17 protein-coding genes are annotated in these 17,101 nt (G+C 45.6%); 15 read left to right on the forward strand and 2 right to left on the reverse strand.

What is annotated here, in order from left to right; all coding sequences use genetic code 11:
* The 3 genes from KKI13_00855 to KKI13_00865 form a co-directional block, all read left to right on the forward strand.
* Window positions 1-703: hypothetical protein (locus tag KKI13_00855; protein ID MBU4487604.1), on the forward strand; the 703-nt coding region annotated here is incomplete at its 5' end.
* 13 nt (window positions 704-716) lie between these two features.
* Window positions 717-1,271: a hypothetical protein gene (locus KKI13_00860; protein ID MBU4487605.1), complete on the forward strand. Its 555-nt coding sequence runs from the start codon at window positions 717-719 to the stop codon at window positions 1,269-1,271.
* A gap of 214 nt (window positions 1,272-1,485) precedes the next feature.
* Complete coding sequence (locus KKI13_00865) at window positions 1,486-2,775, forward strand: hypothetical protein (protein MBU4487606.1); 1,290 nt, start codon at window positions 1,486-1,488, stop codon at window positions 2,773-2,775.
* A 74-nt stretch (window positions 2,776-2,849) separates the two neighbouring features.
* Here KKI13_00865 and thpR read toward each other — a convergent pair whose 3' ends face one another.
* Both thpR and KKI13_00875 read right to left on the reverse strand, forming a co-directional pair.
* The gene (thpR, locus tag KKI13_00870) at window positions 2,850-3,416 is read right to left on the reverse strand and encodes an RNA 2',3'-cyclic phosphodiesterase (GenBank protein ID MBU4487607.1); all 567 of its coding nucleotides are present in this window, start codon (window positions 3,414-3,416) and stop codon (window positions 2,850-2,852) included.
* 23 nt (window positions 3,417-3,439) lie between these two features.
* Window positions 3,440-4,711, reverse strand: coding sequence for a competence/damage-inducible protein A (locus KKI13_00875; GenBank protein ID MBU4487608.1), 1,272 nt, complete (start codon window positions 4,709-4,711; stop codon window positions 3,440-3,442).
* A gap of 319 nt (window positions 4,712-5,030) precedes the next feature.
* Here KKI13_00875 and recA point away from each other — a divergent pair, with 319 nt between their 5' ends.
* The 12 genes from recA (at window position 5,031) to trpE (ending at window position 17,100) form a co-directional block, all read left to right on the forward strand.
* Window positions 5,031-6,062, forward strand: a complete 1,032-nt coding sequence (gene recA / locus KKI13_00880; GenBank protein MBU4487609.1) for a recombinase RecA — start codon at window positions 5,031-5,033, stop codon at window positions 6,060-6,062.
* Window positions 6,063-6,077: 15 nt separating this feature from the next.
* Window positions 6,078-7,634: a Do family serine endopeptidase gene (locus tag KKI13_00885; protein MBU4487610.1), complete on the forward strand. Its 1,557-nt coding sequence runs from the start codon at window positions 6,078-6,080 to the stop codon at window positions 7,632-7,634.
* Between the two features lie 17 nt (window positions 7,635-7,651).
* Complete coding sequence (locus KKI13_00890; GenBank protein ID MBU4487611.1) at window positions 7,652-8,098, forward strand: hypothetical protein; 447 nt, start codon at window positions 7,652-7,654, stop codon at window positions 8,096-8,098.
* Entirely contained in the window at window positions 8,095-8,577 is a 483-nt protein-coding gene (locus tag KKI13_00895; GenBank protein MBU4487612.1) for a recombination regulator RecX, read from the forward strand. The genes KKI13_00890 and KKI13_00895 overlap by 4 nt, the downstream gene beginning before the upstream one ends.
* On the forward strand, window positions 8,567-11,185 hold the full coding sequence (alaS, locus tag KKI13_00900) for an alanine--tRNA ligase (GenBank protein MBU4487613.1): 2,619 nt from the start codon (window positions 8,567-8,569) through the stop codon (window positions 11,183-11,185). The genes KKI13_00895 and alaS overlap by 11 nt, the downstream gene beginning before the upstream one ends.
* On the forward strand, window positions 11,182-12,402 hold the full coding sequence (gene hisD / locus KKI13_00905; GenBank protein ID MBU4487614.1) for a histidinol dehydrogenase: 1,221 nt from the start codon (window positions 11,182-11,184) through the stop codon (window positions 12,400-12,402). The genes alaS and hisD overlap by 4 nt, the downstream gene beginning before the upstream one ends.
* Before the next feature lie 150 nt (window positions 12,403-12,552).
* Window positions 12,553-13,164, forward strand: a complete 612-nt coding sequence (locus KKI13_00910) for an imidazoleglycerol-phosphate dehydratase (GenBank protein MBU4487615.1) — start codon at window positions 12,553-12,555, stop codon at window positions 13,162-13,164.
* Complete coding sequence (hisH, locus tag KKI13_00915; GenBank protein ID MBU4487616.1) at window positions 13,164-13,769, forward strand: imidazole glycerol phosphate synthase subunit HisH; 606 nt, start codon at window positions 13,164-13,166, stop codon at window positions 13,767-13,769. Before KKI13_00910 ends, hisH begins: the two co-directional genes overlap by 1 nt.
* 1 nt (window position 13,770) lies before the next feature.
* Window positions 13,771-14,502: a 1-(5-phosphoribosyl)-5-[(5-phosphoribosylamino)methylideneamino]imidazole-4-carboxamide isomerase gene (hisA, locus tag KKI13_00920; GenBank protein MBU4487617.1), complete on the forward strand. Its 732-nt coding sequence runs from the start codon at window positions 13,771-13,773 to the stop codon at window positions 14,500-14,502.
* Window positions 14,484-15,248 carry an imidazole glycerol phosphate synthase subunit HisF gene (gene hisF, locus KKI13_00925; GenBank protein ID MBU4487618.1) on the forward strand — a complete coding sequence of 255 codons (765 nt, stop codon included), beginning with the start codon at window positions 14,484-14,486 and terminating at the stop codon, window positions 15,246-15,248. Before hisA ends, hisF begins: the two co-directional genes overlap by 19 nt.
* A gap of 9 nt (window positions 15,249-15,257) precedes the next feature.
* Window positions 15,258-15,635, forward strand: a complete 378-nt coding sequence (gene hisI / locus KKI13_00930; GenBank protein ID MBU4487619.1) for a phosphoribosyl-AMP cyclohydrolase — start codon at window positions 15,258-15,260, stop codon at window positions 15,633-15,635.
* A gap of 1 nt (window position 15,636) precedes the next feature.
* Entirely contained in the window at window positions 15,637-17,100 is a 1,464-nt protein-coding gene (gene trpE, locus KKI13_00935) for an anthranilate synthase component I (protein ID MBU4487620.1), read from the forward strand.
* The last annotated feature ends 1 nt before the right edge of the window (window position 17,101 follow it).

Genomic DNA, 17,101 nt, shown 5'->3' on the forward strand with positions numbered 1-17,101 from the left:
AAAATTCGATAATCCCTATGAGATAATACGAACATTTGATAGGTTTATCAGGCCGGATGAGGGATTCTTCCTTCTCTGTGAACAAAATGGGCTATATATTCCTTTTTTGAATTGGAATGAAAAACCGCCCGTTCCGCCGTTTCCCCCAAAGCCGCCGTTTGAGGAAAGAGTAAGCTACACTGGGAAACTTGATATGGTTTGCGGCATACCGGAAAATATGCCGCCATATGAGTTTGCTATTTTTCCGTATAACGAAAAAAAAGCTATATCGTTGATGACAACAACAGACGATGTTAAGGCGCAGTTGTCCGCGATTTACCAGGCTGAAGACCTGTGTACGGTAGAAGGGGTAATGAAGCACATACGTTGGGGCGGATACTGGCCAGGAGAGTCATCGCATGAAGAGGATGTTTTGATGGTTAACACGGTTAAAAAAGTATATTCCATGGATCCGGTGATGGCTGAGCTGAAGGCAAGAGAATACCTGGCCGGGCTATTAGGCGTAGATCAGGGCGAGATAACGATAGTCGGCTCTTACGATGCTACAATACAAAAGGACGGAGAAATAGAGCGCAGAATAGTAGGAGTTGCAATCAGAGTAGTAACATTAAAATATAATGAGCGCGAATATCTTGTCAAGACAACGTGTGCTATATATCCCGGCGCTGAATGGGGCAGCTTCCAGGTTCTGCTGTTCCTTTAAGGAGATGATTAACATGAAAAAGAACTGGATCAAGATTATTTTGATCGCCATATTTGTCGTGACTAACGTCGCTACCTTCATCTTCGCGCAGGGCAAGATCAAAATTGTAGAGAAGATTGTGACGATATACAAGGAAATCGGAACGAAGAACGCGGCATTGCCGGTAGATGCGGGTCAGAAAAAGACGGAAGTTGCATTTGCGGGCTCGGGTGCACTGAAAAAAACCACGCTTAATTTTAACGATGCCGATTATCTCATTGATAGCAAAGAATCAGAAGAAACCGGACGAACGCAAAATAAAGAAGGCGGAATGGTGAAAGATTCTGCCAGCCAGGATGAGCCGGATAAGAAAGTAACGGCAACATTAAGTCCTTCCGATACACAGGAGTTTTATGATTTCAGCAGTGATTATGAAGTTTATAGTGAACCCTCAGCGGAAGCGGTGAGGGTTGCCGGCGAAAGTATCCCTATACCGCAATTGCCGCTTTTTGATACGGATTTTGAGTCAAGCGTTGATGTAGGCGGATATGAGGATATTGCGTTGCCACAACTACCTGATCTTAGTTGAGTTATAACAAATGTGTGCGAATTAAGTTAGTATTAAAAAAAGTTTGATATTTGCCCTTGTTTTTATTGGAGTTTAATGGTATACTTGTACGTAGTAGGCTAACATATTATGGTAGTAGCAATTATGAGGTATTAAAGGCGGTTTTTTTTATTCATCTTTCTTCAGCGATTTAAAAAGTTTTACAACAGGTGAGATTATGTATTACGCTTGGAAAATGAAAAAGATATATTTAAGGGTAATCTTAGTCATCCTCATTTCGGGATTACTATGCCCTCAGGCCCTATTGGCCGAGGAGCAGCCTTATGAAGTCAGAGAGGGAGATGAAAAGCCGTTGGTCTCTTTCGACGAGTATGAAAACTTGAAATTACGGGAAGAAGAGCTTCTTACGGAGAAGCAAAATGTGGAAGTTGCAGAGGAAACTTTGATAAGCGAAAAAATCCAGAATATCATAACGGCTATTGAAACTGATAAGTATTTTATAACAAGAGAAGAATATTCAGATAAAATAATGAAAATTGTCGTACACTCCAAAGAAGATGATGAAAAAAACATAAATATTGAATTTAACGAAAATAAGGTGAACACACTCAGCGAGACAAGAATAGAATATAAAGGAATTGTGTTTTTAGTATATTTAAAGTTAGGCAATAAAGAAGCAGAACAACTTCCCGCTACGTTGGATGAAAATATCGATGACCTGTTCCATTTCCTCGATAAAGCTATAAATGCATCTAGCGCAACTACGTTATCCGAGTCAAGTGGCAGCACAACAATGTCGCAACAAGTTGAATCAGCCACTCACCCAAGCAAAACGTATGAATCTAAGCTAGACAGCAGTCCAAACGTACCGGGTGAATTTGGATCTCTTACTTTTCCCGACCTGTCGCCATTACTTAATAACTTATTTGCCGCTTTAGATCAATCTTTTAACGACGCTCCTGTTGCGGAAACGGAATCTACCGATAATAATAGCGATTCCATATTTAAAGCGCCGGAAATTAAGGATAGTAAAAGCGAAACAGCCGCGTTTGTAAGAAAAGAGATCGGCAAGCTGGCGGAAGCGCACAATTTGGCCAAAAGCGCATTTTATAAGAAGACAGCAAAATATTACAGTAAGCTTGCGTCAGCTCTCGAAAAGGCGCATTGGCTTTGGATGGCGCAAGGGTTAGATATACGTTTATACATTAACGCTGAAGGCGAATTCATAGATTCTGAGGAGGCAAGGAAAATAATCGAAGGGGCCGTAGATTATCTATACGGGAATGTTCCGACTGCGGAAAGGGAGCTGGCTTTAAGGGGCGAAATATTTGAACTTGAAAAAACGCTTAGAGCTGAATATATAGACCCGGCGCTGGAATCTTACAAGGACAAAATCCAGAAAGCATCCATGGAATGTTACGATTCCATTAATGAAGAAATAAAAGTTCTTATAAATCCCTCCATTAACTACGTAGATGGCGCAGTGGAAGTAATAATCATCCTCCCCGAAGAGTCTGCAAAATAATTCCCTGCATAATATTGGGGTCAGACCCTCGTTATGTTAACTACAAGTTATTGGGGTCTGACCCCAAATGCTTCCTATCTAAGCGCTACTTCATGCAAGATAGTATATATCGCACCTTCTCGCACAAGGATGCTTTGAAATAGAGTGATTTTCGAAGCGGCCATCGCAAGAGGCGGAACTTTTAAAGAAGCAAAAGCATTCTTTAGCGCATTCTTATCCTTCAAAAAATCTATCCTGCCCAGCGTGAGATGCGGATGAAAAGCCCGGCCTTCTTTTTCTATACCAAATTCTGAAACCTTATCATCAATAGCGTTAGCAAGCGCCGTACTTTCCCCGCTGCCTTTATTTATCCCTATCCATATTACCCTTGGCCGCTCAAGGGTCGGGAATGCGCCGAGAGAGGAGAGGCCTAGGATAAAAGGTTTCGCGCTTTGCGTGATCGCCGCTAAAACGGTTCTTACCGATTCCACCGCGTGGGTGTCTATATGGCCGAGAAATTTAAGGGTAAGGTGGATGTTGTCGGGCTTTACCCACTTTACTCCGAAGATTTTGGGTTTGAGTTCGTCCTCGATTTGTTGGAGGGCAGCCTTTATTTCCGGCGAAAGTTCTATTGCTATGAAACTTCGTATCGTCTCGCTCATGTTGACATAATTGGGGTCAGACCCTAACCATTGTAGTTAACATAACGAGGGTCTGACCCCAAAGCCTTTCTCAAGATATCCAGTGCCGCAATTGAAACCTGTAACTTGACGTCAAACCGGTTTCCAATAAAACGGCGTTCTAAGCAGACAACCTTGCGACGATTTGCAAGGGCTATATAAACAAGTCCGACAGGTTTTTTCTTCGTACCTCCGGTAGGCCCTGCTATACCGGTGACTGCAAGCGCGAAATCCGTGCCTGCCTTGGCACGTATACCTTTTGCCATGGCGACGGCGACAGGACGGCTTACGGCCCCGTATTTTCTTATTAAATCAACAGGCACGCCTAATTCAACCATCTTTGACGCGTTGCTATATGTTATCACGCCCATCTTAAAATAACGCGAACTTCCCGGGACATTGGTGATGCGGTTTGCGATGAGCCCGCCGGTGCATGATTCGGCAGTCGCTAAGGTAAGGTGTCTTTTGGTAAGGATTTTACCTATTACTGATTCCAGAGTATCGTTGTCAAAACCATATACTATATCGCCTAACACGCTGACTATGCGTACTTCGGCCTTTCTTATCTTTTTAAGCGCTGTGCTCTCATTCTTTGCCTTTGTAGTAATCTTTATATCGACCTCACCGAGCGAAGCGTATATGCCGACTGTGACATTGCCTTTCATCTCAAGAAAGCGCCTCACTTTTTTGTTTACCGCAGATTCCGGCGCGCCTGCAGTTCTTACGGTCCTTGTAAATATTACCGCGCGCCTTTTATATTTTTTCCTTAGATACGGGATCACCGAGTTTTCAAAAATAGGTATCAGTTCCCGAGGCGGGCCGGGAAGGGCGATTATGCTCTTTTTACCGTATTCGATTATTGAAGCTGGAGCTGTTCCGACGAGGTTCAGTATAGCGGTAGCGCCTTTAGGGATATGGGCCTGCCGTTTATTGTCCGGAGGCATCTTTATGCGCCTTTTTTTAAAATGGCTTTCTATGCTGCGGAGCACCTTTTCGTCAAATACGAGAGGCACCGAAAGCGCAGAAGCTATCGCGTTGATTGTTACGTCGTCAACAGTGGGGCCTAGGCCGCCGGTCGTTATGATTATATCAGATCGCCCAAACGCCGTATGCACCGCCTCGGAAAGGCGGCCGGGATTGTCGCCAACCACCGATTGATAAAATATATCTATACCTTCGGCTGCGAGCTTACGCGCCAGATAGGAGGCGTTAGTATTGACAATATGACCCAGCAACAGTTCGCTGCCCACACATATTATTTCGGCGGAAATTGCCATTTTTACTCTTTCGGTTCCATTGGTATGATTATATACTAACCCCGTGTATTGCACAAGAATTTTGTCATTCGGCACATTTTATAAGATTTTTTGAAAGAAAAGTGCCGTCCCATTCGTATATATAGGTGGGAGGTGTAAAAATGGCCTGTTCGAGTGTCAAGTCTGAGCGTAGTCGAAGGGTTGACAAAGCAGGCCGCAAAAGGTATAATGAAACTCTAACTATGCAGTCCCTCGCGTTGCTTCCCTAGATGACCTCGGGACTCCCGTTGGTCGCGGGACGAATTACAGGTAAGCGATAGAGGGAAAATTCGGAGGCAATATGACGAAGGCAATTAAGGAAGAAGAGACGAAAAAGACGGAAAAGAGCGAAAAGAGCGATAAGGCTAAGGCGCTCGATTTAGCTATAGAACAAATCGAAAAACACTTCGGAAAGGGTTCCATCATGAAACTTGGCGCGGATTATCACGTTAATATTCCCGCTATTCCGACGGGCTCCATCGGAATAGATGCCGCGTTAGGGGTAGGCGGCGTACCGAGAGGCAGAGTCATAGAAATATTCGGGCCGGAGGCGAGCGGTAAGACGACTTTGACGCTTTCCATAATCGCGCAGTCGCAGAAACAAGGCGGCCAGGCAGCTTTTATAGATGCCGAACACGCGTTTGATTCCACTTACGCAAAGAAGATAGGCGTCAATCTGGACGACCTTCTGATCTCTCAACCGGATACGGGAGAACAGGCGCTGGACATAACAGAGACGCTGGTGCGCAGTAATGCCGTTGACGTAGTAGTGATAGATTCTGTTGCGGCACTTACGCCGCGCGCCGAAATAGAAGGCGAAATGGGCCAATCGCATATGGGACTTCAAGCGCGCCTTATGAGCCAGGCACTTCGAAAGCTTACGGCTGCTATAAGCAAATCTAAGACATGCGTGATTTTCATAAACCAGATAAGAGAAAAGATAGGCGTCATGTTTGGTAACCCCGAGACGACGACCGGCGGCCGGGCCCTTAAGTTTTATGCATCAATAAGAATAGATTTAAGGAGGATAGCATCGCTCAAAAAGGGCGAAGAGGTGGTGGGAAACCGAGTCCGGGCCAGCATAGTGAAGAACAAAGTCGCCCCGCCTTTCAGAAAAGCAGAATTCGATATTATGTACGACGAGGGCATATCGCGCGCGGGTGGAGTGCTTGACGTGGCAGAGGCGATGGAGATCATCAAAAAGACCGGCACATGGCTATCCTATGGCGACGACAAGATAGGCCAGGGGAAAGAGAATGCGCGTATTTATTTAAAAGAAAATCCGAAAGTGCTTGAGAAGATAGAAAAGGAAATTAGAGAAAAAATCAAATAAGCGAGGTGGAATAATATGTTCAGCTGGATAAAAAGACATAAGATCGGTTCGCTGGCGCTGGTACTAGTCCTTGGTATTATAGTAGGCCTGGTTATTGCCGCTAAATTCAATTTACCTTCAAGGTCAGATGCAGCCTCGCCTGAAAAGGCAGCGCTTAAAGCCGTTACTGTAACGGGGGAGATCGACATACAGAACGCGTTCATAAATGTTGCGGAGACTGTGGGGCCGGCGGTGGTGAGCATTGTAACAGAAACGACGCAGAAAGTCCCGGCGCAGCGCTTTCAATTTGGTACGCCGAAACAATTTGCGGGCCCTCACGCCGAAGAGTTTAATAAGTTTTTCAAGGACTTTTTCGGCGATGTCCCGGAACGCGAATTTAAACAGCAGGGGCTTGGTTCCGGTGTAATAATAGATGAAGAAGGCTATATAATTACCAATGACCATGTGGTAAGCGGCGCGAGTAAAATAAGTGCGATTCTGCCTGACGGAAGGCGCTTTGATGCCGAGCTGAAAGGAACCGACCCCAGGAGCGACTTAGCCATTATAAAGATAAAAGCGAAGGACCTGCCCGTGGCATTATTCGGAGATTCCGATTCGCTTAAAACGGGCCAGTGGGTAGTTGCGATAGGAAATCCGTTTGGTATTGCGGTAAATAACCCAAAACCGACAGTTACAGTAGGTGTTATCAGCGCTTTGCACAGGTCTCTTCCGCTGGGCGGCGTTCAACAAAGCAGGAATTATATAGACCTTATTCAGACGGATGCTGCCATAAACCCCGGCAATAGCGGCGGACCGCTTTGCGACCTGAATGGCCGCGTAATAGGGCTGAATGTAGCCATATATTCCACAACAGGCGGATATCAGGGCATCGGTTTTGCTGTGCCGGTCAATGCGCTTAAAAATATTTTGGATGACCTTATTGAGGGAAGAAAGGTCTTATACGGCTGGCTCGGAGTCACCGTCCAGGAGATATCTCAGGAGATGGCCGAATATTTTAAGATCGGAGATAGAAAGGGCGTGATAGTTGCGGAGGCCATAAAAGACGGCCCTGCCGATAAGGGCGGCGTAAAATCGGGCGACATAATAATGAAATTCAACGGAAAAGTCATAGACAGCGTTCAGATGCTTTTGAAATTTGTCGGCGAGGCAAAAGTGGATCAAAGGGCCCAGCTCGTTATTATGCGGGACGGCAAAGAGCTGGCCGTAGATATAGTATTGGGAGAAAGGCCGGCAGAAGAAGTCCTCGCAAAAGGCAAGGGCGCCGAAGAAGAGGCCGGCGAAGCCCTCACTAGCACAGAATGGCGCGGCATGCAGGTAACTGACATCACTGACGAAATCGCCGCGCAGCTTAACGTTGCGAAGGGAGACGGCGTTGTGATAATAAAGATGGATGATGATAGTCCGGCATATGAGGCGGGCCTCAGAACCGGGCTTGTGATAAAAGAGATAAATAAGGCCGCTGTAAAAAATGTGGCCGATTATAATAAAGCCGTCCAAGGCGCGAAGGGCAATGTCCTTGTGAGGACTAATAAGGGCTTTGTTATATTAAAAGAACCCGAGAAAAAAGATTAAATAAGGGAGGCCTGAACATGACAAAGACAAAAGAAAGACGCAGGCAGTATCTGGTAAATAAGAAACTGCAGCTTGAATTTGTCAGATTACTTATCATGCAGGCGGCCGTACCTATAATAGTGCTCGGCGCGTCGCTGTACATAGTAAATAATATGTATCTTTTGCGTATGCAGGCCATAGTAGGCAGTTCAATCATATCGGATGCCGAGATACGGGGCATATTGAACTTTTCTATATTTGCGATGCTCGCGCTTTTGGTAATAACAGCCATTTTGCTATGGTATCTTGGTATAAGGTTTTCTCATCAAGTAGCGGGGCCCCTCCACAAACTTGAAAAGAGCATGGATAAGCTGGCGAGCGGGGAAAAGGTAGAGCTGATACATTTCCGAAAGACCGATATCATAAACGGCCTCGGCGATAAATTTAATGCCATTGCCAAAAGGTACAATCTGATCAAACAATGAAAACGGATGCCGGCGAGCTCAGAAGAGCAAGACAATCCGCATATGGACTGTTAAAATATAGAGAGAGAAGCCTAAAAGAGATCGCCGACAGGTTGAAAGAGAAAGGGTTTTCTCCCGATATTTGCGCTAATGTGATAGCCGAGCTTCAAAAGCTCGGCTATCTAGATGATGTGCGCTTTGCGAACGCGCTGGCGCAGGATATCCTGAAGTTTAATCCGGCAGGTGTAAGTTTTATACGTTCAAAGCTTTATTCGAAGGGTGTCCCGGCCGGGGTAGCCGATGCAGTAATCTCCGCCATTAAAGAAGATTATAACGAAAACGAAACCGCGCGCAGATTAGCGGTAATGAAAGCTAAAAGGCTAGAAGACATAGAGCCGCGTAAGGCGAAGCAGAGGATTTATGGCTTCCTCACGCGCCGTCGTTTCAACCATGATATAATATTAGATGCGCTAAGTGAGATCTTTAAAGATGACAGGTAATGAGATAAGAAATAAATACTTAAAGTTTTTTGAATCCAAAAAGCACAGGATAATCCAAAGCGATTCGCTTGTCCCCGCAAATGATTTCTCCGTCCTATTCACTTCCGCAGGCATGAGTCAATTCAAAGAACAGTTTATGGGGCTGAACATAACTTTCAAAAGGGCCGCGAGCTCGCAGAAGTGCCTTCGGACAGGAGACATTGAAAAGGTCGGCAAGACCGCAGGGCACCATACTTTTTTTGAGATGCTGGGCAATTTTTCTTTCGGAGATTATTTTAAGAAAGAAGCCATTGCCTGGGCGTGGGAATTTATGACTTCCGAGCTTAAGCTTCTGCCTGAGAAACTCTGGGTGTCGGTATATAAAGACGACGATGAGGCTTGCAATATATGGAAGAACGACATAAAGATCCCGGTAGAGAGGATTAAAAGATACGGCGCGGACGATAATTTCTGGCCGCAAAATGCTATTAGTGACGGCCCTGACGGGCCTTGCGGCCCTTCGAGCGAAATATTTTATGACAGAGGCGAGGATGTGGGGTGTAAGACCAGGCATTGCGAGCCGTCCTGCAGCTGCGGCAGGTTTGTAGAGGTGTGGAATCTTGTATTTACGCAATTTAATCGGGCCGGAAAGAATAAAGTTACTCCCCTCAAAAACAAGAATATAGATACAGGGATGGGGCTCGAGAGGATAGCAAGCGTTATGCAGGGTGTTCGGACCAATTTTGAAACGGACCTTTTTATCCCCATAACAGATGCTATATGCGGATTATCGGATAGCGGAAATAGGGAAAAAGTTAATGCGATTGCCGACCATATGAGGGCGGCAGTCTTTATGATATCGGACGGTGTACTGCCATCCAATGAGGAGAGAGGCTACGTTTGCCGGATGTTGATAAGAAGGGCGTTCACTTTTGGAAAAGAACTGGGCATAGAAACACCTTTTCTTTATAAATTGGCGCAGCCCGTAGCAAGGGTCATGAAAGAACCTTATCCTGAAATCGAAACCATGAGAGAAAATATCGCCGATGTCATTTTAAATGAAGAGAAGAAGTTTGAAAAGACGTTGGCGGAAGGCGAAAGGATTATTCAGGGAAAAAAGATCATCACGGCCGAGGACCTTTTCAATTTATATGATACTTGCGGCGTCCCTTTTGGGATAGCCAAGCGAAGCGCGGAAAAAAAAGGAATCCCCGTAGAAAAGGGCGCGCTGGAGGGGGCAAAAGAGTTTATGGAGCGACAGAGAGAGCTTGCCAGGTCTAAAAGCAAGATGAGCAAATCAATATTTGATGATTCCAAAAGCGAAGATACAATTAAGAAACTTTCGGAGTCATTGAAAAAGACCGTTTTTCTGGGATATTCCGGCCTTGAGACTGGCGCAAAGGTCCTGGCGATCGTTAAGGGGGGAAGTAAGATCAAATCCGCGAAAAGCGGCGATAAGGCGGAGATCATACTGGATGAAACGCCATTTTACGGCGAATCGGGCGGACAGATAGGCGATTCCGGAGAGATTGCCGGCCGTTCAGGTAAGGCGCGTGTTCTGGGTACTAAAAAAGTCGGGAACGTGACTGTTCACATCGCTGAAGTTACAAAAGGTGAAATAAAAGAAGGCAGCAGTATTAAGGCGCTTGTTGATAAGGACACACGGCTGGATATTGCGCGAAACCACACCGCGACGCACCTGCTTCATTATGCCCTCAGGGAAGTTTTGGGAAAACATGTCAAGCAGTCGGGATCGCTCGTGGCTAAAGAGAGGCTGCGGTTCGACTTTACCCATTTTAAAGCGGTGGATAGAAGAGAGCTTGACCGCATAGAAGAGATAGTCAATGAATTGATAAGAGAGAATATTAAAGTTAAATCAGAGAATCTTTCGCAAGGCGAGGCAAAGAAGAAGGGCGCCATAGCGCTCTTTGGAGAAAAATACGGAAAGAAAGTCAGGATGATTTCCGTTGGAGAATGCTCTAGAGAGCTTTGCGGCGGGACACACCTTGACTATACAGGCCAGATAGGACTTTTCAGGATAGTAAGCGAGGGTTCGGTAGCAAGCGGCATGCGGCGCATAGAAGCGATTACAGGAAGGCGCGCATACAAGAGCGTTCGGGACGATGAAGAACTCATATCGGATACAGCGTCCCTTTTAAAGACGACAAAAGCAAATCTTAAAAAGGCGGCGGAAGAGGCAATACTTAAAGCTAAGAGCCTTACAAAAGAAGGGGTCAAAGAAAATAAGGTAGCTGCTCTTGATATTGAAGGTTTAATCGCAAAATCAGAAGATATGGATGGCATAAAAGTCGTATCGGCCGATATTGCGAATGCCGACATAACGGTGCTTAGGGATATAGCCGATGACATAAAGAGAAAGGCCGGATCATCCCTAGTAGTACTCGGTTCGTCAGTCGAAGGAAAAGTATCGCTTGTCTGCTCTGTCAGTGACAAAGCGGTAGCCAGAGGCCTTGACGCGGGAAATATAATCAAAAAGGTCGCCTTTATAGTAGGCGGTTCGGGCGGAGGTAGGCCGACATTTGCCCATGCGGGCGGCAGGGACGTCAATAAGCTGAAAGAGGCGCTTAGAGAGGCCTTAAATATAGTTCGGAGGGAGATCAAAAAGTGAAAGTACTCAAGCTTACCGGAAAGCAATTTGAGAAATTAAGCCGGAGAAATCTCGCAAGAAATAAAAGGGTAATCAGCAGTGTCGAGAAGATACTGGAGGACGTGAGGCAGGCAGGCGACGAGGCGGTCCTTAAGTATACACGAAAATTCGATAAGGTCAAGCTTTCGGCAAAAGAGTTGAAGGTATCGGAACGCGAAACGAACGGCGCGTATCAGGATATAAGCCCCGATTTTGTGAATAATCTTAAACTTATAATCGACAACATAAGCAAATTCTACAAGAGGCAATTTAAGAAATCGTGGAAGATTTTGGATGAGGACGGCGTAATGCTCGGAGAGAAGCATGAGCCGCTTGATACGGTGGGCGTATATGTCCCGAGCGGAACAGTGCCTTTGATATCAAGCGTATATATGACGGTACTTCCGGCGCGGCTTGCGGGAGTGAAACGCATAATACTCGCAACCCCGCCCAATAAATATAAAAGCGTCGACCCCCATATTTTGGTCGTAGCAAATTTGCTTAAAGTGGATGAAGTCTATAAAGTCGGCGGCGCTCAGGCCATAGCGGCACTTGCGTTTGGGACGAAGACGATACCCAGGGTTGACAAGATAATAGGCCCGGGCAATCAATATGTAACGGAAGCAAAGAGGCAGGTATTCGGATATTGCGATATAGATATGATAGCGGGGCCGAGTGAGGTAGTAGTTTTGGCAAACCAGAACTCAAACCCGGAATATGTAAAAGCGGATCTTCTCGCGCAGGGTGAACACCACATGGGCCTGGCTATTTTAGTTACGAATTCAAAGAAGCTTGCGCGTATGATGCGTCGCGAAGTCGAAAAAGGATATATAATCCTCGTAAGGAATATGGAAGAGGCGGTTTCGGTAATAAACGATATTGCGCCTGAACATCTGGAGATACAAATAAAAAATGCCCAGAAGGTCATAAAAAAAATAAAGAATGCCGGCGCTATATTTATAGGGCCTTATTCGCCTACAGCCGTAGGAGATTATGTTGCGGGGCCTTCGCATGTTCTCCCGACCGGCGGGACTGCCCGTTTCTTTTCAGGGCTAGGCCTTTCGGATTTTGTAAAGAGCATCCATGTGATAAGTTATACGAAAAAAGGGCTTGAAAAAGCGCGTGCCAGCTTGGAAAAATTAGCGGAAATGGAAGGCCTGCCGAAGCACTTGGAATCGGTTAGGGCGCGTTTTAAGTAAGCCATAGAAGCCGTAACCAGAAGCGATAAGTCTGGTTGTAATGCCATACGGCGGGACATGTTCCGTGGTACTAATCTGGCAATTCTAACCAGGTTAGATTTGTCAGGTTGCGAGGAACGTGTCCCGCGTCAACGCAAGACGGAGAAAAATATGAAAAAGAGAGAAGCGCCTATAGACAGGAAGACCAAAGAAACAGCGATAACCGGTAAATTGATCATAGACGGCGGGGGAAAGACAGATATAAAAATCAAGGTAGGCTTTTTAAAACATATGCTTGATTTATTTGTCTTTTGGGGTCATTTTGATTTAAATCTAAATGTAGAAGGCGACTTAGAGGTTGATCAGCATCACACGAATGAAGATGTAGGAATATGTTTAGGTAAAGCGTTTAAAAAGGCGTTGGGCGATTGCACGGGTATTAACCGTATGGGTTCCGCCGAGGTTCCAATGGATGAAGCACAGGCTAAAGTTGTGATTGATATTAGCGGGCGGTACGCGTTTAGCAAAAAAATTTTCACAGAAGTTCAATCAGCATCAACCGCTTGGTTAAAAGAAGAAGGATATTCATTTAATGATGGTATGGATTTTATAGATAGTTTTGCAAAAAATCTTAATGCAAATATACATGTAGACATATCTTCTGGTGATGATTTGCACCATATATTAGAGGCCGTTTTCAAAGCATTTGGAAAAGCGCTGGATCAAGCAACACAAATTGATCCGCGGCGCAAAGAAGTTCCCTCAACAAAAGGGATAATTTAGTGATAGCAGTAATCGACTACGGAATGGGAAACCTGGGCAGCGTATCCAAGGCCCTTAAAAGTTTAGGCGCTGAAGTCAAAGTAACTGCGGCGTGTGCCGATCTGAAAAAAGCGGATAAAATAGTTTTGCCGGGCGTAGGCGCTTTTAAGGACACTATGGACGCCCTTGCAAGGCTTGGGCTTTCGGAGGCGCTTAAAGACGTGATTCTTTCAAAAAAACCGTATCTCGGTATATGCCTTGGGCTCGAGATTCTTTTTGAAGAAAGCACAGAAGGCGGAAAAAACGACGGGCTTGGTATTTTAAAGGGCGATGTGGCCAGGTTTGAAGACAGCATTCTTAAGGTGCCGCATATAGGATGGAATCAGATAAGGCAGAAGAAGGCCGCTTGCCCCTTATTGAAAGGGATATTGGACGATGCCTTTTTCTATTTTGTTCACTCCTATTATGTGCGGCCTAAAGATAAAGACGTGGTGGCTTCTGTGACTGATTACGGCGTCGAATTTGCGTCTTTTGTATGGCAGGACAATATATACGCGGTTCAATTCCATCCCGAAAAAAGCCAGGAAAACGGCATAAGATTTTTGGAGAACTTTATAAGGTTATAGCATGAAAGTAATTCCGGCAATAGACATTAAAAACGGCAATGTCGTACGCCTTGTAAGGGGCGACTACGAGCAGATAACAGTATATTCTGCCGATCCGTCGGACATGGCAAGACGATGGCATTCGCAGGGCGCGAGTTTATTACATGTGGTCGATCTTGACGGCGCCCTTTTGGGCGAGCCGAAGAATATGGATTTTGTATCCATGATAGTAAAATCCGTAAGTATACCGGTTGAGCTGGGGGGAGGTATCCGGAGCCTGGAGTCCATAAAGTGGGCATTTAATATAGGAGTCGCAAAGGTTATTTTAGGCACAAAAATAGTTGAAGATATGGAGTTTATATCGACTGCCATTAAGCGGTACGGCGAAAAAGTGGTAGTTTCTATAGATGCCAAAAGCGGCTTTGTGATGATGCAGGGATGGACCAAGACATCGACCATAAACGCCATAGATATGGCCAGGCGCATGGAGCACCTGGGCGCGTCTTCCGTGATTTATACCGATGTGACCGCAGACGGGACCCTGTCGGGGCCCAATCTTACGAGGATAGATAATTTTATGAATAACGTCAATATTCCTGTTATTGTAGCCGGCGGCATATCCTCGGTGGACGACCTTAGAAAATTGTGCGCGCTTAACAGAAAAAACCTAGTGGGCGCCATAGTAGGTAAGGCACTTTATGAAGGCGATGTAAACCTCAGGGAGGCGATATCCGCATGCTTGCGAAGAGAATAATACCCTGTCTGGACGTTAAAGAAGGAAGAGTCGTCAAGGGCGTAAATTTTGTAAAATTGCGCGATGCGGGCGATCCCGTTGAGCACGCAAAGCTCTATGATAAAGAAGGCGCGGATGAACTCGTATTTCTGGATATAACTGCTTCGCACGAGAAAAGAAAGACGATGGTGGATGTAGTAAGCCGCATAGCGGAATGCGTCTTTATGCCGTTCACCGTCGGAGGCGGGATAAGCGAGCTCGAAGATGTAAGAAAACTTTTAAATGCCGGATGCGACAAAGTATCCATAAATACCGCAGCCGTAAAAAAACCTGATTTTATAAAAGAATCATCCGCTAAATTCGGAAGCCAGTGTATAGTTTTGGCGATAGATGCAAAACTGAAGCAGGGGGCGAAGGATAAATGGGAAGTATATATAAACGGCGGCAGGGATAATACCGGTATAGACGCGCTGGATTGGGCGAAGAAGGGTACTCGCTTAGGCGCCGGCGAGATACTTTTGACAAGCATGGATTATGACGGTACCAAAAACGGTTATGACATAGATCTGACGCGCACCATATGCGAAGCGGTCAGCGTGCCGGTCATAGCGTCCGGCGGCTGCGGCAATTTGGAGCATATGTATGAGGTGCTGACAATGGGATTGGCGGCTGCGGCGCTTGCGGCTTCCATATTTCATTTTCGCGAATATTCAGTACGCCAGGCGAAGGAGTATTTGCGCGACAAGGGCGTACCTGTTCGGACTTGAAAGGATATTATGAAATTTATAAACGATTTAAAATTTAACGACAAAGGATTGATGCCCGCTATAATACAGGACTATAAATCGGGCAAGGTGCTGACGCTTTGCTATATGAACCGGCAGGCGCTAGAAAAGACGCTGGAAGAAGGGAAGGTCTACCTTTTTCGAAGGTCAAAGAACACGCTCATGATGAAGGGCGAAACGTCCGGCCACATCCAGATAGTGAAAGAAATCTTTATCGACTGCGAGGGCAATTCCATCCTCCTTAAGATAGAGCAGAAAGTCGCTGCCTGCCATGCAGGGTATTTTACATGCTACTACAGAAAAGCATCCTCTGACGGCGCGCTTTTGGTTACGGAAAAGAAGATATTCGATCCAGAGAAAGTCTATTAAGATGTATTACCCGTCAAAGAAAGATTTCATAAAACTCGCCAAGCGCGGCAATCTGATACCTGTCTATAAAGAGATAGAAGCCGACCTTGAAACCCCTGTTTCGTCTTTTCTAAAAATAGACGAAGGGGATTATTCCTATCTTCTCGAGTCAATAGAAGGCGAGGAGAACATAGCGCGGTTCTCGTTTCTCGGCGCCAACCCTTCGCTTGTATTCAAAAGCAAGGGCCGCCGCATAGAGATTACGGAAAATAAACGTACGAAGCGTTTTGTCACATCCCGAGATCCTCTTTCGGAAATAAAGAAAATAATGAAACAGTTTAAATTCGTAAAGGTAGACGGCCTTCCGCGTTTTTCCGGGGGATTGGTGGGCTATCTTGGATACGATATGATCCGGTTCTTCGAAGAGATCCCCGATGAGAATCCGGACGACCTTAAGGTCCCGGATTCCGTATTTATGCTTACGGATACGCTTCTCATCTTTGACCATCTTATGCATAAGATAAAGATAGTCTCAAATGCCCATATTTCCGACAATGCCCGGCTTGCATATGATACAGCGGTCCGGAAGATAGAGAAGATATCAAAGATGCTTTCCAAAAAGGCGCTAAAATCAGAAAAGAGAACAAAGGCCAAAAAGAACGCGAAAATAAAATCCAATTTTACAAAAAAGGGATTTGGGCGTATAGTAGAAAAAGCAAAAAAATACATAAAAAACGGCGATATCATACAGGTGGTACTTTCGCAGAGGCTTTCCACCGAGCTTGGCGGAAAAGATCCATTCAATATATACAGGAGCCTGCGCTCCATAAATCCGTCACCTTATATGTATTACCTTAAGTTTAAAAATATGCGGCTTATCGGCTCTTCTCCAGAGATAATGGTGCGGTGCGAAGATAAGAAGATAGAGTTAAGGCCCATAGCAGGCACAAGGCCCAGGGGGAAAAATGAAGCGGAAGACATTAAATTTCAAAAAGAACTTTTGGCCGACCCGAAGGAGAGGGCAGAGCATATAATGCTTGTGGATTTGGGCAGGAACGATATAGGCCGGGTAGCCGATTTTACGAGCGTAAACGTACTGGAGCTTATGAGGATAGAAAAGTATTCGCATGTCATGCACATAGTGAGCGACATCATAGGCAAGTTATCAAAATCAAAAGACGAGTTCGATCTTATAAGGGCATCTTTTCCGGCGGGGACTGTTACAGGCGCGCCCAAGATACGCGCGATGGAGATTATAGACGAGCTGGAGCCTGTAAGGCGCAGTACTTACGCGGGCTGTGTAGGCTATTTCAGTTTTTCCGGAAATATCGATACGTGTATTACGATACGGACGATCCTCGTCAAAGATAATAAGGCCTATGTGCAAGCGGGCGCCGGCATAGTAGCTGATTCAAAGCCCGATAAGGAATACCAGGAGACATTAAACAAAGCCAGGGCTCTTATCAAAGCCATTGAAGAGGCATGAA

The sequence above is a fragment of the Candidatus Omnitrophota bacterium genome, from assembly GCA_018894435.1.
Taxonomy (GTDB): domain Bacteria; phylum Omnitrophota; class Gorgyraeia; order JAHIPI01; family JAHIPI01; genus JAHIPI01.